This window comes from Achromobacter sp. UBA5777, assembly GCF_002418565.1.
In the GTDB taxonomy this organism is placed as follows: domain Bacteria; phylum Pseudomonadota; class Gammaproteobacteria; order Burkholderiales; family Burkholderiaceae_B; genus Achromobacter; species Achromobacter animicus.
This window is the reverse complement of sequence record NZ_DIEJ01000225.1, coordinates 1,384-27,522: the sequence shown is the minus strand read 5'-3', so window position 1 is coordinate 27,522 and position 26,139 is coordinate 1,384. Positions and strand designations below refer to the sequence as shown.

Genomic DNA, 26,139 nt, shown 5'->3' with positions numbered 1-26,139 from the left:
CGGCCGAACAGATCGACAACCTGGCCGCGGGCGATGCGCTGATCGTCATCTCGCAGGCCCCCTCCCCCGCCGCCACCGTGGCGCTGGCGCGCCAGGCCGCGCAGCGTGGCGTGGCCGTGGTGGCGCTGACCGACGATCCGCTGTCGCCGCTTGCCGTGGACGCCCGCCACACGCTGCGCTTTGCCCCGTCCGACCGCGATGGCGTGCAAGCCAGGCCGGCGCGCCAGGGGCCCGGGTCGTTCTTCCACACGACCGCCGGTCTTCTCGGGCTGGCCGAACACCTGATCGCACGGCTGACGGCCCTCGGAGGTGAAGCGGTGCTGGACCGGCTGGCCGAAGTCGAGCAGCGCCTGCGAACTGACAACGTCTATTGGACCGGCGCCGCCGCGCGCCGCCACGGCTGAAGCGTCCGAGCCAAAGCCACCCTCAACCTGACCCAGGAACCCGCAGCATGAGTCAAACCCGCATTCTGCATCGCTCCCTTCGCCATACGCCCCCCGTCGCCGTGCGCGGCCAGGGCGTCTGGATCCATGACAGCGCGGGCCGTGCGTATCTGGATGGCTCCGGCGGCGCGGCAGTGTCCTGCCTGGGCCACAATCATCCCGACGTCCAGGCTGCCCTGCACGCGCAGATCGACGCGCTGGCCTATGCCCACACCAGCTTCTTCACCACCGAGGTCGCTGAAAAGCTGGCGGCCCGCCTCGTGGCCGACGCGCCCGCCGGCACCTCGCATGCTTACTTCGTGTCGGGCGGATCGGAAGCGGTGGAAGCGGCGCTCAAGATGGCGCGCCAGTACTTCGTCGAAATCGGCCAGCCGCAGCGCCGCCAGATCATCGCGCGGCGGCAGAGCTATCACGGCAACACGCTGGGCGCGCTGGCGGTTGGCGGCAACGCCTGGCGGCGCGCGCAATTCGCGCCGCTGTTGATCGACGTCGAGCACGTCTCGCCGTGCTATGCCTACCGCGACCAGCGCAGCGACGAAACCGCCGACCAATACGGCGAGCGGCTTGCGCAGGAGCTGGACGCGGCCATCCTGCGGCTCGGCCCCGACTCCGTCATGGCATTCGTGGCCGAGCCGGTGGTGGGCGCAACGTCTGGCGCGGTGACGGCCGTGCCCGGCTATTTCCGCCGCATCCGCGAGGTCTGCGACCGCCACGGCGTGCTGTTCATCGCCGACGAAGTGATGTGCGGCATGGGCCGGACCGGCACGCTGTATGCCGTCGAACAGGAAGGGGTGACGCCGGATCTCATCACCATCGCCAAGGGACTGGGCGGCGGCTACCAGCCCATCGGGGCGGTCATGGCGCAGCAGCACATCGTGCAGGCCATGCAGCAAGGCAGCGGATTTTTCCAGCACGGCCACACGTATCTTGGCCACGCGCTGGCGTGCGCGGCCTCGCTGGCGGTGCAGGACGTGATCCGGCGCGACGGGCTGCTTGAACGCGTGCGTGTCCAGGGCGCAGGCCTGGCGCAGCGGCTGCACGCGGCGCTGGGCGAACACCCGCACGTCGGCGACATCCGCGGCCGGGGTCTCTTCATGGGCGTGGAGCTGGTTCAGGATCGCGCCACCAAGCAGCCCTTCGATTCCGAATTGACGCTGCATGCGCGGATCAAGCGCGAGGCGATGGCGCGAGGTTTGATGGTGTATCCGATGGGCGGCACCCTCGATGGACGACAGGGCGATCACGTCCTGTTCGCGCCGCCCTTCATCATTTCCGACGACGAACTGGATCAACTGACGGAACGCCTCGTCGGCGCCATCGATGCCGCGATCGCGTAGATCAGCCTGCGCGCACCCGCCGCCAGGGCGGCCGCGCCCCGATGGTGAGCNNGGCCGCCCCGATGGTGAGCGCGCGCAGAAACCATTCCACCGGCCCATAGGCGTGGTGCCGCAGCCACCACGCTGACGGCGGCAACTGGGCCGCAAAGATGGCCACCGCAATCAGCAACGCAGCCAGAGGCGTCACGGCGGCGTACAGCCGCAGGCCCCACGCCGTGAAGAGAAACGCGCAGACCACCGACTGCATCAGGTAGTTGCTCAGCGCCATCCGCCCCGCCGGCGCCAGCCAGGACCCAAGGCGCTCGCCCGGCCCCGTGCGCAGCGCCAGCAGGAACGCCGCCCCGTATGACAGGCTCAAGAGCGGCGCGGTGAAGAGGCCCACGGCGAGGCCCGGCAACTCCCACATCACGCGCGCCTGCGGCAATGCGCTGGTCGCATATGCCGCGGCGCCGGCCAGTCCGGGCAGGACGCACAGTGCGCACAACAGCCCCAGAGCGCGGCGCGAGCGCCAGGGATCCGCCAGCGCATTGCGCCGCCCCAACGCGTACCCGGCCAGGAACATGGCGAAGACGAACGGCCCTTGCACGAACAGCACCGTGAACCAGATGGCTTGGGTGAGTTCCTTGATGTGCTGCGCGATCGTGGTGCCCACGGTGCCGCGATACGCCTCGATGGAGGCCAGCGCGTCGGCCTTGTATTGCAGCGCGTAGCCGGCCGGCACGGGGTCCAGGAAGCTCAACGCGCCCAGAATCCCCCACACTGCCGACGCCAGCGCAATCAGCCACAGGGCAACACGCAGCGCCCGGCCCGGGTCCATGCGCCGGCATAACAGCAGCGCAAGACCCAACAAGGCGTAGGTGACCAGGATGTCGCCCTGATAGAACAGAATGGCGTGCGCCATGCCCAAGGCCGCCAGACCCAACAGCCGGCGCAGAAAGCGCGGCGCGAAGGCCGCGTCGGCGCGCTCGGCCGCCGACATCTGCAGCGTGAAGCTGTAGCCGAACAGGAAGGAAAACAGCAGGTAGAACTTGGTTTCGAACAACCAGGCGACCAACCAGCGGACCGTCACGTCCACGGGGCTGGAATACACCGGATCCGGCACGCCCCCGCCATAGAACGGAAAGGCGAAGACGTTGATGTTGACGACCAGGATGCCGAAGAGCGCAAAGCCTCGCAGGGCGTCGACGTGCGCAAGGCGCGGCCGGACGGTGGGTTCGATGCTCATGCGGACGACTGGATGGCGGTCCGGCGGCGCAAAGGGCGCGCGCCGCCGGGCGTGTTCCGCGTCAGGTGGCGCGCAGGCGTCAACCCAGCACCGGAGACAGCAGCGGCTGCTTGGGCCGCACGTCCAGCGCGCGGCCCTTGCGGGCCCGCTTGCCGACATAGACGGCCAGATCCGCACCCGCCAGGATGTCCTCGGTCATCTTGTTGCGGTAGATGCCGGTGGCGCGCAAGCCCTTCGGGCCGATCGGCACGGTCTGGTCGAGCTTGTCCGCGCCGTCCAGTCCCATCAGGATGGTGCCGCGTCCGCCGCCCGACAGCGACTTGACCTCGTCCAGGCCGAAGACCAGGAACTTGCCCTTTTGCGACAGCAGCGCCAGTTGCTGGGCGCCCGCAAACAGCGGCACCGGACGCAGCAGTTCGTCGCCCGTTTCCAGCGTGATGAACTGCTTGCCCGCGCGCTGGCGGCTGACCATGTCGGACAGTTTGGCTGCAAAACCATAACCGCCGCGGGTTGCCAGCAACCAGCGGCTATCGGCCGAGGCAGCAATCGTATGGACGATGCGCGTGCCGGATTCCAGGTCGATCATCGTGGTGACCGGTTGGCCGTCGCCACGCGCCGAGGGCAGCCCGGAAACCGGCACCGAGTAGACCCGGCCGTTGTCGCCGACCGCGATCAGCGTATCGGTGGTGCGGCACTCGAAGGCGCCGTACAGGTCGTCGCCCTGCTTGAAGCCGAATTGCGAGGCGTCATGGCCGTGGCCCTGACGGGCGCGCAGCCAGCCCTTCTGCGACACGACCACGGTGACCGGCTCGTCCAGCACCTTGGTTTCCAGGACGGCGCGCTCGGCCGTTTCGATCAGGGTGCGGCGCTCGTCGCCATATTGCTTGGCGTCGGCTTCGATTTCCTTGATCAGCAGGCGCTTGAGCGTCGTGGGATTGTCCAGCAGTTCCTGTAGCGAGACCTGATCCTTGCGCTTGTCGGCCAGTTCCTGTTCGATCTTGAAGCCTTCCAGGCGCGCCAGCTGGCGCAAACGCATTTCGAGGATGTCCTCGGCCTGGCGCTCGGACAGCTTGAAGCGTTCCATCAGCGCGGCGCGGGGCTCGTCGGATTCGCGGATGGTCTGGATGACCTCGTCCACGTTCAGGTAGACGACCATGCGCCCTTCCAGCACATGGATGCGGTCGATGACCTTGTCCAGGCGGAAGCGCGTGCGGCGCACGACGGTGTTGGTGCGGAACGCCAGCCACTCGACCAGAATGTCGCGCAGACCCTTCTGCCGCGGCCGGCCGTCGGTGCCGATGCACACCAGGTTGACGCTGGCGCTGCCTTCCATACTGGTCTGCGCCAGCAGCGTGTTGACGAACTCGTCGCGGTCCACCCGCGAAGTCTTGGGTTCGAAGACCAGGCGCACCGCGGCGTCCTTGCCGGATTCGTCGCGCACGGCATCCAGCAGGTTCAGCATCACGGCCTTGGCCTGCGTCTGCTCGGGCGTCAGGCTCTTCTTGCCCGTCTTCACCTTGGGATTGGTGATTTCCTCGATCTCTTCGAGCACCTTCTGGCCAGACGTGCCCGGGGGCAGCTCGTTGACGACCAGTTGCCACTGGCCGCGCGCCAGTTCTTCAAACTGCCAGCGCGCGCGCACCTTGAGCGAGCCGCGCCCCCCTCCGTAGATCTGCGCGATATCGGCAGCCGGAGTGATGATCTGTCCGCCGCCCGCGAAGTCCGGGCCGGGGATCATGGCGTACAGCTCCTCGTCCGGCAACTGGGGCTGCTTGATGAGCGCCACGCAGGCCTGGGCGACTTCGCGCAGGTTGTGCGGCGGAATTTCGGTGGCCATGCCAACGGCGATGCCCGACGCGCCGTTCAGCAGCATCACGGGCAGCCGCGCCGGCAGCATCTGCGGCTCTTGCTGGCTGCCGTCGTAGTTGGGCACGAAATCGACGGTGCCCTCGTCCAGCTCGTCGAGCAGCAGCTTGGCGATGGGCGTCAGGCGCGCCTCCGTGTAACGCATGGCGGCGGCGTTGTCGCCGTCGCGCGAACCAAAGTTGCCCTGGCCGTCGATCAAGGGATAGCGCAGCGAGAAATCCTGCGCCATGCGGACCATCGCGTCGTACGCGGCCTGATCGCCATGCGGATGGTATTTACCCAGCACGTCGCCGACGACGCGCGCGGATTTGACGGGCTTGGCGCCGGAGCCCAGCCCCATCGCCTGCATGGCAAACAGGATGCGGCGCTGAACGGGCTTCTGCCCGTCGCCCACGTCGGGCAGCGCGCGGCCGCGCACCACGGAAACCGCGTAGTCCAGATAGGCCTGTTCCGCGTAGCGCGCCAGCGTGATGGCGGCGTTGCCGTCACCGTCGCCGTCGCCGCCGGGCGGGTTGGAGTCAAACAGGCCGGGTTGATTGCTGTCGGTCATGATGGTTTCAGGTAAACAAATTCATCGAAACGGCGTCAATGCGCCTCAGGCGGACGGGGCCATGAGCTGGGTGTCGGCAACATGCGCGCGGATCTGGGCGCGCACGGCCTGCAGCGTGGCGGCGTCCTGCCCGCGCTTGGGGATGATCACGCCCTGCAGCGTGCCGAGGATGACGTAGAGATGCTCGGGGGTTTCTTCGACGCGCCGCACGTCGGTCCACGCCATCTGCCCGGAGGCGGAGGCCGTGCTGTCGGTGACGCCGTCGGGGCCGAAATCGAGTTCGTGCCGCCCCAGATACAGGGTGTCGGGCTGCTTGGCCAGCATGCGGCGCGTGTTCATCCGCACGAGTCCGGGCAGCACGTATTCGTAAGCCAGGGCCAGCAGCGCGAGAATGCCCAGCCCGACCGCCAGCCCCTGGAAGTACACCGGCAGGATCGCGCCCCAATTGGGGCCCTTGCCGTCCCAGGTCTGCCAGATCAGGTACGCAAGCAGCGCGACGATCATCAGGACGCCGAAGCGCAAATGAGACCGGTAGCGGCGGCGGCGCAGTTCCGGCCGTTTGTAAACATAGGCGGCGAAATCCGCGTAGTCGTCGGCGGTCAGGTCGACGACCATGCGGGCTTGCCCGGGCGCGGACGGCGTCATCAGATGTCGAGCTCCGCCAGGTTGCCCTTTTCCTCGATCCACGCGCGGCGTTGCGAGGATTCGCCCTTGCCCATCAGCATGTCGAACATGCGGGTGGTGTCGTCGGGCGTCTGGTCGCCGTAGCCCACGGGCAGCAGGCGGCGCGTGTCCGGGTTCATGGTGGTTTCCCACAGTTGCTCGGGGTTCATTTCGCCCAGGCCCTTGAACCGGCTGACGGCCCACGCGCCTTCGCGCACGCCTTCCTTGCGCAGCTTGTCCTGCGCGGCCTCGAGTTCGCCTTCATCAAGACAGTAGATCTTGCGCGCGGGACGCTTGCCCTGCGCGGGCACATCCAGGCGGAACAACGGCGGCTTGGCGACGTAGACGTTCCCGGCCTCGACGAGCTTGGGGAAGTGGCGGTAGAACAGCGTCAACAGCAGCACCTGGATGTGCGAGCCGTCGACGTCGGCGTCCGACAGGATGCAGATGCGGCCGTAACGCAGGCCGGACAGGTCGGGCGAGTCGTTGGGACCGTGCGGGTCGACGCCGATCGCCACGGAAATGTCGTGGATCTCGTTGTTGGCAAACAGGCGGTCGCGGTCGACTTCCCAGGAATTGAGCACCTTGCCGCGCAGCGGCAGGATGGCCTGGAATTCCTTGTCGCGGCCCATCTTGGCCGAGCCGCCGGCCGAATCGCCCTCGACCAGGAACACTTCGGTGCGCGTGGCGTCGCTGGACTCGCAGTCGGTCAGCTTGCCGGGCAGCACCGCCACGCCGGAACTCTTGCGCTTTTCGACCTTCTGGGCCGAACGCTGGCGAGCCTGCGCCTGCCGGATGGCCAGTTCCGCGAGCTTCTTGCCGTATTCGACGTTGCTGTGCAGCCAGAGGTCGAGCGCGCTCTTGGAAAAACCGCCCACCAGCCGCACGGCGTCGCGGCTGTTCAGGCGTTCCTTGATCTGGCCCTGGAATTGCGGGTCCAGCACCTTGGCCGACAGCACGAAGCTGGCGCGGGCGAACACGTCTTCAGGAAGCAGCTTCACGCCCTTGGGCAGCAGGCTGTGCAGTTCGGCAAAGCCCTTGACCGCGCCGAACAGGCCTTCGCGCAGGCCGGATTCGTGCGTGCCGCCGGCCGGCGTGGGAATGAGGTTGACGTAGGACTCGCGTACCGCGTTGCCGTCGTCGGTCCAGGCCACAACCCATTGGGCGCCCTCGCCTTCGGCGAAGTTTTCATGGTCGGCGCCCGCGTACTGTTCGCCTTCGAAGAACGGCACCATCAGTTCGGCGCCCGCCAGGGCCTCAGCCAGGTAGCCGCGCAGGCCGTCCTGATACTGCCAGGTCTTGGTGTCGTTGGTTTTCTCGTTGACGAGCGTGACCTTCACGCCCGGCAGCAGCACGGCCTTGCTGCGCAGCAGGTGCGTCAGCTCGCCCAGCGGGATATTGGGGCTGTCGAAGTATTTGGCGTCCGGCCAGACGCGCACGCGGGTGCCGGACTTCTTGCGGCCGCCCTGATCGTAAGGCGCCAGGGGTTCGGCGACGTCGCCGCCCTTGAACACCAGGCGGCTGACGGCGTTGTCGCGCCAGACGATGACTTCCAGGCGGGTGGCGAGCGCGTTGGTGACGGACACGCCGACGCCGTGCAGGCCGCCCGAGAAGGCGTAGGCGCCGCCGCCCGCCTTGTCGAACTTGCCGCCAGCGTGCAGGCGCGTGAACACGAGTTCGACGACGGGCGCGTTTTCTTCGGGGTGCAGGCCGACGGGAATGCCGCGGCCATCGTCCTCGACGGATACGCTGCCATCTGCATGCAGCGTGACCTGGATCTGTTTGCCGTAGCCGGCCAGGGCCTCGTCTGCGGCGTTATCAATGACCTCCTGCACGACGTGCAGGGGGTTTTCGGTGCGGGTGTACATGCCCGGGCGCTGCCGCACGGGTTCCAGCCCCTTCAGGACGCGGATGGACGCCTCGTTGTAACGTGGAGTGGCCAAGTTATCCCCAACATCTGTGGAAAAAAACCGACATTTTACGGATAAGCCTAGATTCTGCGCGGCTCCGGGTGGGATGCGCACGACCTGACCAGGTCCGATTTCGGTAGGATGATGACAGTCACAACCGCCGATCCGGGCTTTGACCTCCCGGATCGCGACAGCTGCGCCGCAACATCCTACACAAAATCCTGCAAACCCTGTTGTTATTAACAGTGGTATGCCTGTTGTTATTGACAGTGGTATGCTTGAGTCCATTCCACAAACAAGAACAAGGCAAGGCGCGTTTTCACGCGCCTTTTGCTGCCGAACCGAGAATCACCATCATGAGCGACCAAATCAAGAACGTCAGTGACGCCAGCTTCGATGCCGATGTGTTGAAATCCGGCCAGCCGGTGCTGGTGGACTACTGGGCTGCCTGGTGTGGCCCCTGCAAGATGATCGCCCCGATCCTGGAAGAAGTCGCCACCGAATACGCTGGCCGTTTGACGATCGCCAAGCTGAACGTGGACGAGAACCAGGGTACCGCCACCAAGTACGGCATCCGCGGCATTCCGACCCTTATGCTCTTTAAAGACGGCCAAGCTGCCGCCACCAAAGTTGGCGCGCTGTCGAAGTCGCAACTCACCGCATTCCTGGACGGCGCGTTGTAAATCGCGTGCTGTAACCGAGGGCGCCGCCGCATAGGCGGCGCTCATTCAGTACCGCGCGAGCCCGTCCGTGGCGCGCCGCCAGACCCTCCTTTACTTTTCCCCCAACACTCACCGCGATGCACCTCAACGAACTGAAGGCGCTGCACGTCTCGCAGCTGCTCGAAATGGCCGCTGGCCTGGAAATCGAGAACGCCAACCGCCTGCGCAAGCAGGAACTGATGTTCGCCATCATGAAGCGGCGCGCCAAGCAGGGCGAGCAGATCTTCGGCGACGGCGTTCTTGAAGTCCTGCCCGACGGCTTTGGTTTCCTGCGTTCGCCGGAAACCTCGTATCTGGCCAGCACCGACGACATCTACATTTCTCCGTCGCAGATCCGCCGTTTCAATCTGCACACCGGCGACTCCATCGAAGGCGAAGTGCGCACCCCCAAGGATGGCGAGCGCTATTTCGCACTGGTGAAGGTGGACAAGGTCAACGGCGTGGCCCCCGAGGCGATCAAGCATCGCATCATGTTCGAGAACCTGACGCCGCTGCATCCGAACCGCGTCATCCGCCTGGAACGCGACATCAAGAGCGAGGAAAACCTCACCGGCCGGATCCTCGACGTCTTCGCCCCCATCGGCATGGGCCAGCGCGGCCTGATCGTCGCCAGCCCGAAGTCCGGCAAGACGGTGATGATGCAGCACATCGCGCATGCCATCACCACCAACTATCCCGACGCGGTCATGATCGTCCTGCTGGTCGACGAACGCCCGGAAGAAGTGACCGAAATGCAGCGCACCGTGCGCGGTGAAGTGGTGGCGTCGACCTTCGACGAACCCGCCACGCGTCACGTGCAAGTGGCCGAAATGGTCATCGAAAAGGCCAAGCGCCTGGTCGAAATGAAGAAGGACGTCGTGATCCTGCTGGACTCGATCACCCGTCTGGCCCGCGCCTACAACACCGTCGTGCCGGCTTCCGGCAAGGTGCTGACCGGCGGCGTGGACGCCAACGCCCTGCAACGCCCCAAGCGTTTCTTCGGCGCGGCGCGCAACCTGGAAGAAGGCGGCTCGCTGACCATCCTTGGCACCGCGCTGATCGAAACCGGCAGCCGCATGGATGAAGTCATCTATGAAGAATTCAAAGGCACCGGCAACTCCGAAGTCCACCTCGAGCGCCGCCTGGCCGAAAAGCGTGTCTACCCGTCCATCAACCTGAACAAGTCGGGCACCCGCCGCGAAGAGCTGCTGATCGCCCCCGACCTGCTGCAGAAGGTGTGGGTGCTGCGCAAGTTCATCCACGACATGGACGAAGTCCAGTCCATGGAATTCATCCTGGACAAGATGCGCGCCACCAAGACCAACGCCGAATTCTTCGACATGATGAAGAAGAAGTAAGCGGAACGTCCGCGCCAAAGAAAGCCGCCTCTGCAAGGGCGGCTTTTTTCATGGGCGGCGGCTCAAAGGGGTGTCGCTAAGGGGGTGTCAGACACCCCGGCGCTTCCAGCGGCGGCTCAATGTTCGATGAATTCCGGCATCCGGCGCGGCGTGGCATTCGCGGGGCGCGGCGTCTGCTTGGCCGGTTCCTTGCCGGCTTCGATCGGCTCGATGCTGGGATCGTCCCAGCTGCCTGTGACGGCGTATTCCATGGTCATCGCGCGGGCGAGCGGCTGCTTGAGCAGCCATTGCGTGACAAAAGCGCCCAGGCCGATCAGCGGATTGACCGCCAGGGCGGTCACCATCGCCGCGCCGCTGGCGTCCAGATTCGGAATCACCACCGCCTTCATGTCCCAGCGTTCCTTGACGAGGTTCACGCCTCCGGCCAGGACGATGGCCGCGACCGGCCCGTTGATCTTGTAACCCTCGGTGGTCAGCATGCCGTCGGCCACCTTCACGTTGCCGCGGATGGTGTCGAACGGAAAGCCGTCGCGCAGCAGGTTGGTGGGATTGACGTCCAGCCGTGCCAACCGCTGCAGCGATTGCAGCGACAGCAACTCCAAGAGGCGCGCGGTGCGGGAGTTCACGTGCATGAAACGGCCGTTGTCCAGGCTGACGACCACGTCCCCAACCACGTCGGCAATGTTGTGCGTCCATGGCAGATTGCGCCAGGTCGCCTTGCCCTGGATCGTTCCCTTGCCGTTGGACACCACGTTCTCGAAGCCGATCCGGCCCATGAAGTCACCGATGTTTTCCAGCTTGAGCACCGCGTCGACGGTCAGGCCGCGGTTCGGACCTTCCAGCCCCCAACTTCCCGTGGCGTTCAGGGCCGCCGAATCGTTGGTGATGGACAGCTTGTCCAGCCGCCACTGCCGCCCGCGTTCCAGATTGGTGCCCGCGACCTGCAGCGCCCCCAGATTCTTGCCATACAGCATGAACTGGTTGGCCTGCAGGTCGATGGCGGGGATGTCCGACAGGTCGTTGCCGGACGCCAGCGCCTTGTCGGCCTGGTTGGCGTCGCCCTCGCCCGCGATCGACAGATGTTTCAGGCGAGCGGTGATCTGGCCGGCGATGGCGCCCTGCGCCTCACGCCATTCCAGCGTGCCCGCCGCCTGCCGCGATTCCAGTTCGACGCGCCAGCGCGCCGGCGCGGGACGCGTGGCGTACAGCGTCAGGTCATTGAAGGTGAAGCCGCTGGCGTGCAGCACGCTGGCCGCCAGGCTGATGCGCTCGGGCTGCGGCAGGATGGGCTTGGCGGGCGGCCTGCCCTTGACGGGCGGCTCGTCGAATCCGTCCGATACCTTTTCCCAGCCGTCCATGTCCAGCTCGGGCAGGCTGGCGTTCAGGCTCAGCCCACGTTCCGGCAGGCTGGCTGGCCGCCCGACGCCCAGCGCCCCGCGCGAAAAATACGACGACGAGCCCTCGGCCGGGTCCCGCTCGAACAACGCATTCACGTTGTCGCCCAGGCTGGCCGTGAGCCAGCGCCGATCGCGCGCGCCGCGGTCCTGTGCCGGCGACCATTGCAGCTTCAACAGCTGCGCGGACTTGGCGGGCTTGCCGGCCGGCGCGGGCATGTCGATCGCCATGCCGACCAGGTCGGACTCGGCCGAGATGTCGATCGCACCGCCCTTCAGGTAGATCAGCCGGCCCTTGTACGCCGCACGGCCGGTAAAGCGCGACATCGACGGCGCGCGGCTCAACTGCGACAGGCCGGGCCCCGATAGCGTGCCGTCAAAACGCAGCGCGTCCGTGCCTTGCGCCAGCGTGCCGTAGATGTTGACGGGGCCGCCCAGGAACTGCGCGCGGATGCTCTTGGTCTGCACCCCTTTTTCCGAGAATTCCAGATCACCGTGGATCTGGCTGAGCACCGGGATCTCGGGCATGAAGCTGAACGAATTGTCCGAGAACTTGATGCGCCCCACCACTTGCGTGTCATCGGTGTTGAGCAGCGGCACGGTCAGATCGAGCGGCATGCGCCAGTCGCCGGTGCCGTGCGCCTCGTCCAGTGCCCCATCCAGCAACTCACCCAGCGGAGAATTCGCCGCCAGTGCCAGGTACGCCGCCACCGGCCCGGAGGTGTCGCCGGTGACGCGAAGCTGCGAGTCGTGCTCCATGTTGGGAATGGCGGCTTTCACCTTGCCCAGCGTTACCGTGTGTCCCTGCCCGGTATGGGCCACAGCGCCGCCCGCGCTGTCCAGCGCGAGGCTCACCTTGTCGATGCGAAAACTGCCCGACAGGTTTTCCAGCATCGGCCAGCCCTTGTGGTGCTTGCGCGCCGGCGCGTAATCAACCTTGGCGCCGGAATAGTTGCCGGCGATGACGAACTCGCCGGTTGAGCCCGGCGCGCCATACGGAAAGTCGTCCAGATCGCCCTTGAGCGTGATGGCCGCCGAATGCATCTGTCCGGCAGGCAGGCCGGTCGCCAGCCATTCACGGGCGTCCGCATTCACCTCGAGCGGCAGATACCGGTGAATGGCCGCCATCGACCCGCGGACCATCGTGCCGCGCACGTCGACGCTGCCCGCCGCGGTCTTGCCTTCGGGCCGCCATTGGCCTTGCAGGCGTGCTTCCAGGTCTTCATTGGCAAGGCGCAACTGCGCCACGTCCACGAACCAATGCGCCGGATCCGGCCCCTTGACCTGGGCATCGAACTCCAGGTCGTCGGCCCGTAGCGTCGGCGTCTCGAAGACACCGGGCAGCGTCACGCGCAGTTGATGCACCGCGCCCTTGACCGCCACGTCAGGCGCGCCCTTGCTGTGTCCCAACGGCAGGCCTTCGATCTTCACGTAATCGCCAGGCCACACGGACAAGCGCAACTGGCCCGAGCCGCTCTGGACAGCGGGGCCGTCCGGCGCGGAGATCCAGGACACACCGCGCACGGCGACATCGCTGGTCAGTTCGGTGAACTTGCCATGATCCAATTGCCACCACGCCCGAGCCGCCAGCCGGCCGGCGACCGCGGGCACGTCGATCCACGGCGCCCAGGCCTGCGGCTCCACGTCGTCGGCCTGCGCAAAAATCTGCCCGCTCCAGTTGGCGGGCTTTTTGGCGTCGACGCCAAACAGTCCACGGTTGAATTCCCCGCGCAATTCCAGCTTATGCGCCAGCGCGGGCCCTGCGGAGGCCTGCAGCACGAACCGGTGCGACAGGCTGCCATTGCGCACCAGAAAGTCGACGCCTTCCAGCGTCAGTTCCGGCGCCTGGCGCAATTCGTCCTGCCAGCGCAGTGTGGCGTCGCTGACCAGCAGCTCGCGCTGCGCCGCCAGCCAGCGCAGGCCCGGATGATTGAGGTCGGAGGCATGGTCGCTCGCATTCAGGTCGATGTCCTGACCGGCGACCCACAGATGATTGGACGCGTCCCGCCGCAGCGTGAGTTCCGGCTTTTCCAGCCGCAACCGCACCAGCGTGGGTGACAGCGACAGCAGACTGCGCCATGCCACGACCACGGACACGGACGGCAGGCTCAATACCGGATCGGCCTCGTCGTCGTAGACCTGGACGGCAGCGAGATCGAGCCTGGGATTGAGCCCTTGCCAGTTCGCCTTGATCGCGCCGATCGTAACGCGGGCGCCCAACGCCTGGCTGGCGTAGGCTTCGATCTGAGGGCGCCACTGATCCACCCGCGGGAGGACCCAGTAGCGCACGCCCAGAAACCCGATGGCGACGACGCCATAGACGGTCAGCGCGGCCCAGAACAGGCTGCGGAGCACTTTTTTTGGAACAGACACGGATCAGTGGGCAGGAGGAGATGTCTTGCAGTATCGTCCCCACTTATACCTGAAACACGTCCATCCGTCTGCCGCCCTTTGCACCATGTCGAAACCATCCTTGATCGCTCCCGCCCTCGCCTGGTCCGGCCATCTGCGCCGCCGCCTGGACGCCCACCCGGACCTGGCCGCCTGGTTGGACGAGGCCGTGAAACACCCCGTGACGCCCGACCTGATGGCGCAATGGCAGAACGAACTGGCCGGTACCGCCACGGCCGCCTCCGCCGCCTTGCCGGTGGACGTCTGCCGCATGGTGCTGCGCAAGCTGCGCGAACGCGTCTTCAGCGTGCTGATCGTGCGCGACCTGACCGGGCAAGCGCCGCTTGAAGAGGTGGTGGGCGCCATGACCACGCTGGCGGACATGGCGGTGGCTGCCGCCTACCGCAGCGTGGCGGCGGAGCTGTCGGCCGTGCACGGCATGCCGCGTGACCCCGCCACCGGCAAGCCGCAGGAGATGCTGATCGTCGGCATGGGCAAGCTGGGCGGCTGCGAGCTGAACGTCTCGTCCGACATCGACCTCATCATGCTGTACGGCGAAGAAGGCGAAACCGACGGCCCCCGCCGCATCAGCCATCACGAGTTCTATGGTCGATTGACCCGCCGCATGATGCCGGTGCTGTCCGAAGTGGACGCCAACGGCCAGGTGTTCCGCACCGACCTGCGCCTGCGCCCCGACGGCGACGCCGGTCCGCTGGCCTGGAGCCTGGATGCGCTGGAGCACTACCTGATCGGCCAGGGCCGCGAATGGGAACGCTATGCATGGTTGAAGGCGCGGCTGATGCCCGCGCAGGCGTTCGAAGACAGCGACAGCGCCGCGCAGGCTCGGCAACTGGAAAGCCTGCGCGTGCCCTTCGTCTACCGCAAGTATTTCGATTTTGACGCGCTGGCCGCGCTGCGCGCGCTGCGCGAGCGCATCCGCCAGGACTGGCAGCGCCGCGCGTCGGCGCGCAATGGCATCGACAGCGCCAACAACATCAAGCTGGGCGACGGCGGCATTCGCGAGATCGAATTCGTAGTGCAGCTTGCGCAATTGATTCGCGGCGGCCGCATGCCGGCGCTGCAAAAGCGGGGGCTGCTGGAAGCGCTGCATGCCGAGTGCGTTGCGGGTCTGATCCCCGAGGAGGATGCCCGCCGGCTGGAAGAGGCCTATCGTTTCCTGCGCCGCACCGAGCATGCGCTGCAGTACCGCGAAGACGAGCAGACCCACCTCTTGCCCGGCGACCCCGACCTGCGCGCCGCCCTGGCCGCGGCGCTGGGGATGACCGCCGAAGACTTTGAAAGCACCTTGGCGGCACACCGCGCGTTCGTGTCGCAGACGTTCCGCAACGTGTTCCGCATGGTCGGCATGGGCGAGGAAGAAGCCGCACCCGCCTCCACCCCGGACGCCACCGCGGACGCCACGCCGTCCAGCCAGCCCGAACCTGACAGCGAATGCGAACTGAGCGAGCAGATCCGCCAGGCATTCGGCAACGACGCAGACGACCTGCTGCGCCGCGCCGAGACGCTATCGGGCAGCCATCGCGTGCGCAGCCTGCCGGAAAGCAGCCGCCGCCGTATGGAGGTTCTGCTGCCGGCCGCCCTGCGCGCCGCGCTGCAGACGCCGGCGCCGCATGAAGCGGCCGTGCGTCTGTTCGACCTGATCGAAAAGATTGCGCAGCGCAGCGCGTACCTTGCGCTGCTGGCCGAATACCCCGACACGCTGGCGCGCGTGGCGCGCATGGTGGCCGCCAGTCCGTGGGCCGCGCAATACCTGACGCAGCATCCGCTGCTGCTCGACAGCCTGATCGACTGGCGCACGCTCTTTGAACCGCTGGACTTCGGCCAGATTGCCCGGCAGCTCACCGCAGATATGGACGCCTGCCGCCTGCCGGTCGGCGACCCGGACGTCGAACGCCAGATGAACCTGATGCGCGACGTGCAGCGCCAGGCCAGCTTCCAATTGCTGGCGCAGGACCTGGAAGGCGAACTCACCGTCGAAAAGCTGGCGGACCAGTTGTCAGCGCTGGCCGACCTGCTGCTTACCGAAACCATCCGTCGCGCCTGGCCGCTCGTGAACAAGATTCCAGGCGCCGAGCCGCATTTTGCCGTCATCGCGTACGGCAAGCTGGGCGGCAAGGAACTGGGCTATGCGTCCGACCTTGACCTGGTGTTCCTGTTCGACGACCCGCGCGACGACGCGGCGGAGGTCTACGCCAAGCTGGGCCGGCGCATGTCGTCCTGGCTGTCGACCATGACGTCCTCGGGCCGGTTGTACGAAACCGACCTGCGCCTGCGGCCCGACGGCGACGCGGGGCTGCTGGCGGTTTCGCTGGAGGCCTTCGAGCAATACCAGCACAAGCACGCCTGGGCGTGGGAACACCAGGCGCTGACCCGGGCGCGTTTCGCGGCGGGCGACGCCAACCTGGGCGAGCGCTTCGAGAAGATCCGCGAGGATATCCTGGTGGCGCCGCGCGACACGGCCGCGTTGCGCAACGAGGTGCTGGCGATGCGCGAAAAGATCAACGCCGGCCATCCCAACACCACCGACCGCTTCGATCTGAAGCATGATCGCGGCGGCATGGTCGACGTGGAATTCGTGACGCAGTACCTGGTGCTGTGCCACGCGGGCACGCATCCGGTGCTGGTGCGCAACCTGGGCAACATCGCGCTGTTGCGCCTGGCCGGCGAAGCCGGGCTGATCCCGCCGGACCTGGCGGCGCGGTCGGGCGACGCCTACCGCACGCTGCGGCGCGTCCAGCACCAATTGCGTCTTCAGGGCGTGGAAAAGGCCCGCGTGGCGCCCGACCAGCTGCAGTCAGAACGGGCCGCGGTCCGCGAGCTCTGGACGACGGTGCTGGGCTGATGGCAACTCGTCGTAAAATAAGGGTTTTTCCGCTTTTGCCTGACCGCCATGTCTGAACTCGTCCGCCCCAAACTCGACCTGCCCGCCGGCCGCAGCAAGGTGCTGATGCATTCGTGCTGCGCGCCCTGTTCCGGCGAGGTCATGGAGGCCATGACGGCCTCCGGCATCGATTACGCGATCTACTTCTACAACCCGAACATCCATCCGGTCAAAGAGTACGAAATCCGCAAGCAGGAGAACATCCGCTTCGCCGAGCAGCACGGCATCGAGTTCATCGATGCCGACTACGACATGGACAACTGGTTTGACCGCGTCAAGGGCATGGAAAACGCGCCCGAGCGCGGCGAGCGCTGCACGGCCTGCTTCGACATGCGCTTCGAGCGCACCGCGCTATACGCGCACGAGCATGGCTTCGACACCATCACCAGCTCGCTCGGAATATCGCGCTGGAAGGACATGAACCAGATCAACGGCTGCGGCGAACGCGCCGCCGCGCGTTACGACGACCTGATCTACTGGACCTACAACTGGCGCAAGGGCGGCGGTTCGGCGCGCATGATCGAAATCAGCAAGCGCGAGAACTTCTACCAGCAGGAATACTGCGGCTGCGTCTACTCGCTGCGCGATACCAACCGCCATCGCCGCTCGCAGGGCCGCGAACGCATTCACATCGGCGTCAAGTTCTATGGCAAGGAAGACCTGATCAACGAAGAAAATCTCTGATCAGCGGGCGATGCGCGCTGCACCGCCCATAAAAAAGCCTGGCAGTCCGCGCATCGCGCATTCTCCAGGCCCGCTGCGGCGCCCCATGGGGCGCCGCAATGCATTGTGTTGCGATCAGTCCAGCGTCAACACCGTCGCGCCCGTCGTCTTGCGCGAAGCCAGCGCCGTCTGCGCCTCGCCAGCCTGCTCCAGCGTGTAGCGCTGGTCGATGCGGACCTTGATCTTCTTCTTGAGCACCAGGTCGAACAGCTCTTCGGAGGCCGACTGCAGCTTTTCCAGCGTGTTCACGTGGATGCCCAGCGAGGGGCGCGTCACGTACAGGCTGCCCTTCTGGTTCAGAACGGCCAGGTTCACGCCAGCCACCGGACCCGACGCATTGCCGAAGCTGACCATCAAACCGCGCGGCTCGATGCAGTCCAGCGAGGTTTCCCACGTGTCCTTGCCCACGCCGTCGTACACCACGGGCACCTTCTTGCCGCCCGTCAGTTCCAGCACGCGCTCGACCACGTTTTCGCGCGAATAATCAATGGTTTCCCAGGCGCCGTTCTCGCGCGCCAGCGCCGCCTTTTCCGGGCTGGACACCGTGCCGATCAGCTTGACGCCGAGCGCCTTGGCCCATTGGCACGCGATCAGCCCGACGCCGCCAGCTGCGGCATGGAACAGGATGGTCTCGCCGCCCTGCAGGCGGTACGTCTGGCGGAACAGATACTGCACGGTCAGGCCCTTGAGCATCAGCGCGGCCGCTTCGTCGAATTCAATGCCCTTGGGCACCTTGACGACCTGCAGGGCCGGCACATTGCGAGCCTTGGCATAGGCGCCGATGGGGCTCTGGCCGTAGGCCACGCGGTCGCCCTTCTTCAGGTGCTTGACGTCAGCGCCAACGGCGGTCACTACGCCGGCGCCCTCGAAACCCAGGCCGTGCGGCAGAGGATGCGGATACAAGCCCGTGCGGAAATAGATATCGATGAAGTTCAGACCGGCAGCGTGCTGCTCGATCGTGACTTCGTTGGCGGCCGGCGGCGGCACTTCCACCTCAACCAGCTTCAAAACTTCAGGACCACCGTGCTGCTCGATACGAATTGCCTTGACGAGATTGCTGGCCATGCTGGCCTCCTTTCATTGGAAATAATGCGAATTGACCAAAAATGCAGACTTCACCGCGTGGACTGCCTGTCGTCCTGCGCGGGCGGCGTGCGCATGGCGCCGCCCCCCATCAACGCAAACACCCCCGCCAGCACCAGAACGGTTCCGCCCATCTGCCACACGGTGATGGGCTCGTCCAGGAACCACGAGGCCAGGAACAGCACCGACACCGGTCCCACCATGCCCAGCAGCGAAGCAGTCGGTGCGCCAATCAGCGACACTGCCCACATCAGCATGAATACCGGCACCACCGTGTTCAACGTGGCGTGAATGATGGAATAGCCATAGACCGCCGCAGGCTGGATCAGCATCGACGGCGGATGCACGACAAAGAACTGGATGATGCAGGCCACGCACGACACCAGCATGGCATACGCCACCAGCCGCGTCGGGCCGATCCGCTTGATCAGTTCCCCGGAGCAAATCAGGTACACAGAATAGCTTGCAGCCGAGCCGAAAACGAACAAAGACCCTAACAGCACCTCGCCGCCCCCGCCGAAGGACAGGTCGTGCGCAAACACCAGCACCACGCCCGCGTACGACAGCACCATGGCCAGCCATTGCCGGCGCTCGATCGGCCGCTTGAACCAGAGGGCCGACAGCAGCACGACGAGCGAGGGAGACAGGAACAGGATCAGGCGTTCGAGGCTGGCGGTGATGTAGCGCAACCCCAGAAAATCCAGGAAGCTGGACAGGTAATAGCCCAGGAGGCCAAGGACGCACACCTGCAGGCGTTCCCTGGTGGTCATCACCACGATTTCGCCGCGCGCCGCGCGGCGCGACTGGCGCCACGCCACCACCGCGAAGAACGGCATCGCGAACAGCATCCGAAACGCGATCAGCGTGACCGCGTCGATTCCGTAGCGGTAGGTGAACTTGACGACGATGGCCTTGGCGGAAAAGAGGATGGCGCCAAGCACCGCCATGGCGATCCCGGCGGCGCGGCTGGAGGCCAGCGGGAGCGCCGTAAGCTTGGCAATACGATTCATGCGATGATTTTAAGTTCACCGCAAAAATAATTGCACGCCTTCTCTGATGCAGACCGCTTCCTTCGCAGCATGACCCGACACCGCGCCCTCACTTATATCCATATTGCCGCCGTGCTATTCGGCCTGACCGGCGTGTTCGGCGAACTGATCCAGGCCAGCGCTGCGGTCATCACGCTGGGACGGGCGCTGTTCGCGGTCGTGGCGCTGGGCATCTTTGCCCGCATGCGCCGCAAGCCGCTGCTGGGCGTGTTGACCCCGGCGCAGCTGTTCGTGCTGGTGCTCGCGGGCGCGCTGCTCGCGGCGCACTGGGTCACCTTCTTCATTTCCGTGAAGGTGGGCGGCATTGCCATCGCGACGCTCGGCTTTGCCAGTTTTCCCGCCTTCATCACCCTGTTCGAAGGCCTCATCTTCCGCGAGCGCGTCCGTCTTGCCGAATGGCTGCTGCTGGGCCTGGTGACCGCCGGCCTGGTGCTCGTCACGCCTTCGTTCAACCTGGCCGACCAGGGCACCATCGGACTCGCGTGGGGCCTGCTGTCCGGCCTGAGCTTTGCCCTGCTGGCCTTGAGCAACCGCCGCTCGGCCTCCGGCATGGATCCGATGCAGGTGGCCTGCTGGCAGAACGTGGTGGTGGCGCTGGTGATGGTGCCCTTCGCGATCGGTCAACTGCCTGCCCTGCCCGCGCTCGACTGGTTCTGGCTGGCGCTGCTGGGCGTCTTCTGCACCGGGCTGTCTCATTACCTGTTCGTTTCCAGCCTGACCCGGCTGAACGCCCGCAGCGCGGGGCTGGTGATTGCGCTGGAACCGGTCTATGCCATCGCCTTCGCCTGGGTGCTGTTCAGCCAGGAGCCGACGCCGCGCATGCTGGCCGGCGCTGCGCTGATCGTGGCCGCCATCGTCTGGTCCGGTCTGCGCAAGCAGGCGCCGGCGGCCGAAACAGCGGCAAAGATACAGCCTTGACAATAACTGACTAGGCAGTAAAATGCGCCGCATGACTGCCGCGCCTTCCCTGCCCACGCCCGTATCCTCCGAGTCGCCCGACACCCCGGTCCATTACCGCAACGACACCCGTTGCATGGCCGAAGACAACGCGGGCTACCTCATCAAGCTGGCTTATCACTCCCTGAACCGGATGCTGGACCAGGAGATGGCGCCGCTTGATCTCACCGCCATGCAATGGCGCCCGCTGGCCATGGTGTTCCTGGGCCGTGCCGATACGCCCGCCGAACTGGCGCGGCTCAACGACATGGACACCGGCGCCATGACGCGTGCGCTGGATCGCCTGGAAGCCAAGGGCCTCTTGCGCCGGAACCGCAGCCAGGAAGACCGCCGCGTCGTCAAGATCGAGCTCACCGAACTGGGCGAGGCCAAGGCCCGCGAAATCCCTGCCAACATTGCCCGCGCGCTCAATCATCACCTGCGCGGCTTTTCGACCGACGAGGTCAAGCAACTCATGCACTTCATGCGGCGAATGATCGCAAACGGGTCTGCGTCCGGCTCACCGGCCGACCGCTGACCCCACGCCCCGTCCTGGAGCCGGGGCTTTTATTTGGCATAATCGTTGCCTAGGCAAATACAGATTAATCAATTACTTTCAGCTAACAGTCAGGATGAAACGCCTTTTATCTACCGCATTGGTGCTCGCCCTCGCCGGTTGCGCGCTGATGGAGCCGGCGCCCCAGCCCGTCGCCGCGCTTGATGCCGCCAAGCTCGGGCTGAGCGGTCAAGCCACCGAATGGCCCGCCGCCCAATGGTGGGAACGCTACGGCGACCCGCAGCTCAACGCGCTGATGACCGAAGCGCTGGCCAACAGTCCCTCGATGAGCGCCGCGCAGGCGCGCCTGGCCAAGGCCAACGCCGCTGTCGGCATCGCGCGCGCCCCGCTGCTGCCACGCGTGGACGCGGGCTATACCCTCAATCGCGAGCACCTGTCCAAGGACTACATCTACCCGGCGCCGCTGGGCGGCTCCGTCGTCAGCGACAACCGGCTGGCGCTGGACTTCAGCTACGAGCTTGATTTCTGGGGCAAGAACCGTTCGCGCCTGCAGTCCGCGGTGTCGCAACAGGAAGCCGCCAGCGCCGACGCGCAAGCCGCGCGCAACCTGCTCGCCAGCGCGACCGTGCGCGCCTACCTGAACCTGCAGAATGCGTTCGCACAGCGCGACGTGCTGAACCGTGTGATCGCGCAGCGCGCTGAAGTTTTGTCGCTGACCCAGGGCCGCTACTCGGCCGGGCTGGACACGCAGGTTGAAGTCAAGCAGGCAGAGTCGTCGCTGGCCTCCGGCAAGGTCGAACTGACCCAGACCGACACCACGCTCGCCCAACTGCGTAACCAGGTCGCCGCCTTGGCCGGCGCCGGCCCGCAGCGCGGACAGGATCTGGTTCAGGTGTCGCTGACCGCACCGGCCGGCGCCGTTCCGGCCAGTGTTCCGCTCGACCTGCTTGGGCATCGGCCCGACGTCACGGCAGCCCGCTGGCGCGCCGAGGCGGCGCGCCACGCCATCGACACGGCCAAGGCCGAGTTCTATCCCAACGTGAACCTCGCCGCGTTCGTCGGCTTTCAGGCGATCGGCACCGGCAACCTGCTGGGCGCCGACGCCCGCATGGCCGGCATTGGTCCGGCCATCACGCTGCCCATCTTCCACGGCGGAGAACTCAACGCCAATCTTGCGGGCCGGCGCGCCGATGCGGACTTGGCGGTGTCGGACTACAACCAGACCGTGCTGGACGCCGCGCATCAGGTCGCCGATGCGCTGGACGGCCTGCGCCTGCTGGACCAGGAAAAGGCCCAGCAACGCCAGGCGCGCGAGGCCATCGAGGCCGCCTACGCCCTGGCCGTCGACCGCTACAAGGCCGGCATGGGCAACTACATCACCGTGCTGATCGCGCAGACCGGCGTGCTGACGCAAGCCCGTCTTGAAACGGACCTGCGCATCCGCGCCTATCAGCTCGACGCCAACCTCGCCACCGCCCTCGGCGGCGGCTATGCGGCGCAGGCCGAGCCTGCCCCGAACTCCATTCATTGAACGATCCCGGATTCAGACGTCATGAACGCTGCCACTCCCACCACCCATCCCGCCCGTAAACGCCTCCTGCTGACGGCGACCGGCGTTTTCATCGTTGCCGGCATTGCCTACGGCATCTGGTGGGCGCTGTTCGGCGCCCATTTTGAAAGCACCGACGATGCCTACGTGCACGGCAATCTGGTGCAGATCACGCCGCAGGTGCCCGGCACCGTGGTGGCCATCGAAGCCGACGACACCGAAACGGTCACCGCCGGCCAGCCGCTGGTCCGCCTCGACCCCGCCGACACCGACGTCGCCCTGCAGCAGGCGCAAGCCAAGCTGGCGCAGACCGTGCGTCAGGTGCAGACCTACTACGTGCAGAACGATGCGCTGGCGGCCGATGTCGACCTGCGCAATGCCGACATCCTGCGCGCCCAGGCCGAACTGACCCGCGCGCAAAGCGACGTGAAGCGCCGCCAGCAGCTCGCCAAGTCGGGCGGCGTCAGCGGCGAGGAAATCCTGCACGCCGAGGTCGCGCTCAAGTTCGCGCAGTCCGGCGTTGCGCAAGCCAAGGCGGCGTTGGCCGCCGCGCAGGCCAAGCTGGCGACCAACCAGGCGCTGACGCAAGGCACCTCGGTGGCCGATCACCCCGACGTGCGCCAGGCAGCCGCCGAGCTTCGCAACGCCTGGCTCGCGCAGTCGCGCACCGTGCTGCCCGCTCCCGTGGGCGGCGTGATCGCGCGCCGCAGCGCGCAGGTCGGCCAGCGCGTCGCCCCCGGCGCCGCGCTGATGACCGTGGTGCCGCTGGATCAGGTCTGGGTCGAGGCCAACTTCAAGGAAACCCAGCTGCGCCACATGCGCCTGGGCCAGGAAGTGGAGCTGAAGTCGGACCTGTACGCCGGTGACGTGAAGTACAAGGGCCGCATCCAGAGCCTTGGCCTGGGCACCGGCTCCGCGTTCTCGCTGCTGCCGGCGCAGAACGCCAGCGGCAACTGGATCAAGATCGTGCAGCGCGTGCCGGTGCGCATCGCCATCGATGCCAAGCAGCTGGCCGAACACCCGCTGCGCATCGGCCTGTCGATGAAGGCTGAAGTGAGCCTGCGCGACCAGAAGGGCGAAGTGCTGCCGAGCACTCCGGCCAAGGGCACGGTGTTCGACACCGACGTGTATGCCAAGCAGCTGCATGATGCCGACGAGGTGATCCACACGATCATCCAGGGCAACCTGCCGCAGCAGCAGGCGAAGGTGGGCTGAGGTCGCCATGTCCGCACAAGCTCCAGCCGCGCCCGGCGCTCCGGGCGCACCGGCGGCGCCGGGTGCGGCCTCCGGGTTCCTGCCGCCCAGCGTCGCACTGTGCACCGTGGGCCTGGCGATGGCCTCGTTCATGCAGGTGCTCGACACCACCATCGCCAACGTCTCGCTGCCGACCATCGCCGGCAATCTCGGCGCCAGTTCGCAGCAGGCGACCTGGGTCATCACCTCGTTCGCGGTCAGCACGGCCATCGCGCTGCCGCTGACCGGCTGGCTCAGCCGCCGTTTCGGCGAACGCAAGCTGTTCGTCTGGGCCACGCTGGCCTTCGTCATCACCTCGCTGCTGTGCGGCCTGGCGCAGAGCATGGGCATGCTGGTGCTGTCGCGTGCGCTGCAGGGGTTCGTTGCCGGCCCGATGTACCCGATCACGCAGTCGCTGCTGGTCTCGATCTATCCGCGCGAGAAACGCGGGCAGGCATTGGCACTGCTGGCGATGATCACGGTGGTTGCGCCGATCTGTGGCCCGATCCTCGGTGGCTGGATCACCGACAACTACAGCTGGGAGTGGATCTTCCTGATCAACGTGCCGCTGGGCATCTTCGCTGCGCTGGTGGTGGGCAACCAGCTGAAGGGGCGCCCGGAGCAGATCGAGAAGCCGAAGATGGACTACGTCGGCCTGGTCACCCTGGTGATCGGCGTCGGTGCGCTTCAGCTGGTCCTCGACCTGGGCAACGACGAGGACTGGTTCTCGTCGATGAAGATCGTGGTGCTGGCCTGCGTGGCGGTGGTGACGCTGACGGTGTTCCTGATCTGGGAGCTGACCGACAAGGATCCGATCGTTGACCTGAAGCTGTTCCGGCACCGCAACTTCCGCGCCGGTACGCTGGCGATGGTGGTGGCCTACGCGGCGTTCTTCAGCGTGGCGCTGCTGATCCCGCAGTGGCTGCAGCGTGACATGGGCTACACCGCGATCTGGGCGGGCCTGGCGACGGCGCCGATCGGCATCCTGCCGGTGATCATGACCCCGTTCGTGGGCAAGTATGCGTCGCGCTTCGATATGCGCATGCTGGCCACGGTCGCGTTCATCGTGTTGTCGATGACCAGCTTCCTGCGATCGAACTTCAACCTGCAGGTGGACTACATGCACGTGGCCGGCGTACAGCTGATCATGGGCATCGGCGTCGCGCTGTTCTTCATGCCGGTGCTGCAGATCCTGCTGTCGGACCTGGATGGACGCGAGATCGCGGCGGGCTCCGGCCTGGCCACGTTCCTGCGTACGCTGGGTGGCAGTTTCGCGGCGTCGCTGACGACGTGGCTGTGGGCGCGGCGCACCCAGGTGCACCATGCCGACCTGACCGAGCATATCTCGGCCTATCAGCCGGGCATGCAGGACCAGGTCACGGCGATGGGGCAGGGCGACCTGCAGCACGGCGCAGCGGTACTGAACAACATGATCAACCACCAGGCATCGCAGATGGGCTTCAACGACATCTTCTTCCTGCTGGGCTGGATCTTCCTGGCGATCATTACGTTCCTGTGGCTGGCCAAGCCGCCATTCGGCGCAGGTGCGGGTGCAGCCGCCGGTGGTGGACACTGAAACTCCCTGGAAACACCGTGCTGTATTTTGACCCCGCCGCGAGGCGGGGTTTTTGTTGGGGCGACGCTGGTCGCGCGGGCATTGCCCTCGGGGTGGTGCAACGGCGCAGGTTCAGCGCGTGCGATAGACGCGTTTGAACACCACCCGGTCGGAAGACAATCGGGAAATGGCCCAGATCCCCGCCGCAAGTACGGCGCCGCATGCGAGCCAGCCGGCAGTGGCCTGAAATCGGCTGCCGACAAGTGCGCCGCAGATGATGGCGGCGACAAAGACAAGCATTACGGCCTCCTTTGATGCGCCGTAATGGACCTCGGCCTGGCATCCCACGCATACGCTTACGCCGTGGTTCGAGCCGGTATGGCAGTGTGGGCAGATGATGCTGCGCTGCATTGGTGCGTCCTTTGGGGGAGAGGAGGGGCGCTGGTCAGGTCGTGGCGATACACCTGCAACCGGCTCCTGCAAATCTGCCTCCCACCGAAAAGGAATCGGGTGGATCTCGACTAGGAAAAGTACGAATTGAACGGGGAACGTGAAATGCGCCCCAAAAGGGGGCCGTTCAAGGTCTGGTGACGACGCGCCCGGAGGAGGTATGCACCCGCAGACGACGCCCGGGCGGTGCGAGATACGACGGTCCGAGTGGCGGTTGCGATGCCAGGATCGCCAAACCCCGGAAACGAAAAAACCCGCTTTCGCGGGTTTGATCATCTTGAGTCGTGGTGCCCAGGAGAGGACT

The 26,139-nt window shown here is 66.1% G+C and carries 19 protein-coding genes; 11 read left to right on the top strand and 8 right to left on the bottom strand.

All coding sequences use genetic code 11. From position 1 onward, the window contains the following. Together B3446_RS18635 and B3446_RS18630 are read left to right on the top strand one after the other, a co-directional pair. The coding region (locus B3446_RS18635; protein WP_291383943.1) for a MurR/RpiR family transcriptional regulator at nt 1-404 on the top strand (404 nt) is incomplete at its 5' end. 47 nt (nt 405-451) lie between these two features. After that, complete coding sequence (locus B3446_RS18630) at nt 452-1,780, top strand: aspartate aminotransferase family protein (protein WP_291383941.1); 1,329 nt, start codon at nt 452-454, stop codon at nt 1,778-1,780. A gap of 1 nt (nt 1,781) precedes the next feature. Here B3446_RS18630 and B3446_RS18625 read toward each other — a convergent pair whose 3' ends face one another. The 4 genes from B3446_RS18625 to parE all read right to left on the bottom strand — a co-directional run bounded on the left by B3446_RS18625 (nt 1,782) and on the right by parE (nt 8,027). After that, a complete protein-coding gene (locus B3446_RS18625) occupies nt 1,782-3,005 on the bottom strand; it encodes a DUF418 domain-containing protein (RefSeq protein WP_291383940.1) in 1,224 nt (407 codons plus the stop codon). Between the two features lie 79 nt (nt 3,006-3,084). After that, nucleotides 3,085-5,421 carry a DNA topoisomerase IV subunit A gene (gene parC, locus B3446_RS18620; RefSeq protein WP_191577057.1) on the bottom strand — a complete coding sequence of 779 codons (2,337 nt, stop codon included), beginning with the start codon at nt 5,419-5,421 and terminating at the stop codon, nt 3,085-3,087. A gap of 45 nt (nt 5,422-5,466) precedes the next feature. Further along, the gene (locus B3446_RS18615) at nt 5,467-6,066 is read right to left on the bottom strand and encodes a YcxB family protein (protein ID WP_286894744.1); all 600 of its coding nucleotides are present in this window, start codon (nt 6,064-6,066) and stop codon (nt 5,467-5,469) included. Beyond that, nucleotides 6,066-8,027, bottom strand: a complete 1,962-nt coding sequence (gene parE / locus B3446_RS18610; protein WP_191577059.1) for a DNA topoisomerase IV subunit B — start codon at nt 8,025-8,027, stop codon at nt 6,066-6,068. Before parE ends, B3446_RS18615 begins: the two co-directional genes overlap by 1 nt. A 323-nt stretch (nt 8,028-8,350) precedes the next feature. On the opposite strand from parE, the gene trxA reads away from it, so the two are divergent. After that, nucleotides 8,351-8,677, top strand: a complete 327-nt coding sequence (trxA, locus tag B3446_RS18605) for a thioredoxin TrxA (RefSeq protein WP_006218534.1) — start codon at nt 8,351-8,353, stop codon at nt 8,675-8,677. 116 nt (nt 8,678-8,793) lie between these two features. Next, on the top strand, nt 8,794-10,053 hold the full coding sequence (gene rho / locus B3446_RS18600; RefSeq protein ID WP_043541410.1) for a transcription termination factor Rho: 1,260 nt from the start codon (nt 8,794-8,796) through the stop codon (nt 10,051-10,053). A 116-nt stretch (nt 10,054-10,169) separates the two neighbouring features. Here the strand turns inward: rho and B3446_RS18595 are convergent, their stop codons facing one another. Then, complete coding sequence (locus B3446_RS18595; RefSeq protein ID WP_291383939.1) at nt 10,170-13,802, bottom strand: YhdP family protein; 3,633 nt, start codon at nt 13,800-13,802, stop codon at nt 10,170-10,172. A gap of 103 nt (nt 13,803-13,905) precedes the next feature. Here B3446_RS18595 and glnE point away from each other — a divergent pair, with 103 nt between their 5' ends. Next, nucleotides 13,906-16,701 carry a bifunctional [glutamate--ammonia ligase]-adenylyl-L-tyrosine phosphorylase/[glutamate--ammonia-ligase] adenylyltransferase gene (glnE, locus tag B3446_RS18590; protein WP_291383938.1) on the top strand — a complete coding sequence of 932 codons (2,796 nt, stop codon included), beginning with the start codon at nt 13,906-13,908 and terminating at the stop codon, nt 16,699-16,701. Nucleotides 16,702-16,749: 48 nt separating this feature from the next. After that, on the top strand, nt 16,750-17,424 hold the full coding sequence (locus B3446_RS18585; RefSeq protein WP_191577062.1) for an epoxyqueuosine reductase QueH: 675 nt from the start codon (nt 16,750-16,752) through the stop codon (nt 17,422-17,424). A 114-nt stretch (nt 17,425-17,538) separates the two neighbouring features. On the opposite strand, the gene B3446_RS18580 is transcribed toward B3446_RS18585, so the two are convergent. Both B3446_RS18580 and B3446_RS18575 read right to left on the bottom strand, forming a co-directional pair. Next, the gene (locus B3446_RS18580; protein ID WP_056571545.1) at nt 17,539-18,528 is read right to left on the bottom strand and encodes a quinone oxidoreductase family protein; all 990 of its coding nucleotides are present in this window, start codon (nt 18,526-18,528) and stop codon (nt 17,539-17,541) included. A 50-nt stretch (nt 18,529-18,578) separates the two neighbouring features. Beyond that, complete coding sequence (locus tag B3446_RS18575; RefSeq protein WP_291383936.1) at nt 18,579-19,556, bottom strand: DMT family transporter; 978 nt, start codon at nt 19,554-19,556, stop codon at nt 18,579-18,581. Nucleotides 19,557-19,625: 69 nt separating this feature from the next. On the opposite strand from B3446_RS18575, the gene B3446_RS18570 reads away from it, so the two are divergent. The 5 genes from B3446_RS18570 (at nt 19,626) to emrB (ending at nt 25,406) form a co-directional block, all read left to right on the top strand. Further along, nucleotides 19,626-20,513, top strand: a complete 888-nt coding sequence (locus B3446_RS18570) for a DMT family transporter (RefSeq protein WP_291383934.1) — start codon at nt 19,626-19,628, stop codon at nt 20,511-20,513. Between the two features lie 31 nt (nt 20,514-20,544). Then, nucleotides 20,545-21,069 (top strand): MarR family winged helix-turn-helix transcriptional regulator, encoded by a 525-nt coding sequence (locus tag B3446_RS18565; RefSeq protein WP_175185189.1) that lies wholly within the window; start codon nt 20,545-20,547, stop codon nt 21,067-21,069. A 94-nt stretch (nt 21,070-21,163) separates the two neighbouring features. After that, nucleotides 21,164-22,579 (top strand): efflux transporter outer membrane subunit, encoded by a 1,416-nt coding sequence (locus tag B3446_RS18560; RefSeq protein WP_291383932.1) that lies wholly within the window; start codon nt 21,164-21,166, stop codon nt 22,577-22,579. 21 nt (nt 22,580-22,600) lie between these two features. Next, entirely contained in the window at nt 22,601-23,812 is a 1,212-nt protein-coding gene (locus B3446_RS18555) for an efflux RND transporter periplasmic adaptor subunit (protein ID WP_291383930.1), read from the top strand. 7 nt (nt 23,813-23,819) lie between these two features. Next, entirely contained in the window at nt 23,820-25,406 is a 1,587-nt protein-coding gene (emrB, locus tag B3446_RS18550) for a multidrug efflux MFS transporter permease subunit EmrB (RefSeq protein ID WP_005408769.1), read from the top strand. A gap of 111 nt (nt 25,407-25,517) precedes the next feature. Here the strand turns inward: emrB and B3446_RS18545 are convergent, their stop codons facing one another. After that, entirely contained in the window at nt 25,518-25,796 is a 279-nt protein-coding gene (locus B3446_RS18545; protein ID WP_049395927.1) for a hypothetical protein, read from the bottom strand. Between the last annotated feature and the right edge of the window lie 343 nt (nt 25,797-26,139).

What these genes read in the sequence shown, in the direction of transcription:
- trxA (WP_006218534.1), top strand. Translation starts at nt 8,351, where the DNA reads ATGAGCGACCAAATCAAGAACGTCAGTGACGCCAGCTTCGATGCCGAT.
- B3446_RS18545 (WP_049395927.1), bottom strand. Translation starts at nt 25,796, where the DNA reads ATGCAGCGCAGCATCATCTGCCCACACTGCCATACCGGCTCGAACCAC.
- glnE (WP_291383938.1), top strand. Translation starts at nt 13,906, where the DNA reads ATGTCGAAACCATCCTTGATCGCTCCCGCCCTCGCCTGGTCCGGCCAT.
- B3446_RS18585 (WP_191577062.1), top strand. Translation starts at nt 16,750, where the DNA reads ATGTCTGAACTCGTCCGCCCCAAACTCGACCTGCCCGCCGGCCGCAGC.
- B3446_RS18580 (WP_056571545.1), bottom strand. Translation starts at nt 18,528, where the DNA reads ATGGCCAGCAATCTCGTCAAGGCAATTCGTATCGAGCAGCACGGTGGT.
- B3446_RS18575 (WP_291383936.1), bottom strand. Translation starts at nt 19,556, where the DNA reads ATGAATCGTATTGCCAAGCTTACGGCGCTCCCGCTGGCCTCCAGCCGC.
- B3446_RS18615 (WP_286894744.1), bottom strand. Translation starts at nt 6,066, where the DNA reads ATGACGCCGTCCGCGCCCGGGCAAGCCCGCATGGTCGTCGACCTGACC.
- B3446_RS18555 (WP_291383930.1), top strand. Translation starts at nt 22,601, where the DNA reads ATGAACGCTGCCACTCCCACCACCCATCCCGCCCGTAAACGCCTCCTG.
- B3446_RS18570 (WP_291383934.1), top strand. Translation starts at nt 19,626, where the DNA reads ATGACCCGACACCGCGCCCTCACTTATATCCATATTGCCGCCGTGCTA.
- parC (WP_191577057.1), bottom strand. Translation starts at nt 5,421, where the DNA reads ATGACCGACAGCAATCAACCCGGCCTGTTTGACTCCAACCCGCCCGGC.
- B3446_RS18560 (WP_291383932.1), top strand. Translation starts at nt 21,164, where the DNA reads ATGAAACGCCTTTTATCTACCGCATTGGTGCTCGCCCTCGCCGGTTGC.
- B3446_RS18565 (WP_175185189.1), top strand. Translation starts at nt 20,545, where the DNA reads ATGACTGCCGCGCCTTCCCTGCCCACGCCCGTATCCTCCGAGTCGCCC.
- emrB (WP_005408769.1), top strand. Translation starts at nt 23,820, where the DNA reads ATGTCCGCACAAGCTCCAGCCGCGCCCGGCGCTCCGGGCGCACCGGCG.
- B3446_RS18630 (WP_291383941.1), top strand. Translation starts at nt 452, where the DNA reads ATGAGTCAAACCCGCATTCTGCATCGCTCCCTTCGCCATACGCCCCCC.
- rho (WP_043541410.1), top strand. Translation starts at nt 8,794, where the DNA reads ATGCACCTCAACGAACTGAAGGCGCTGCACGTCTCGCAGCTGCTCGAA.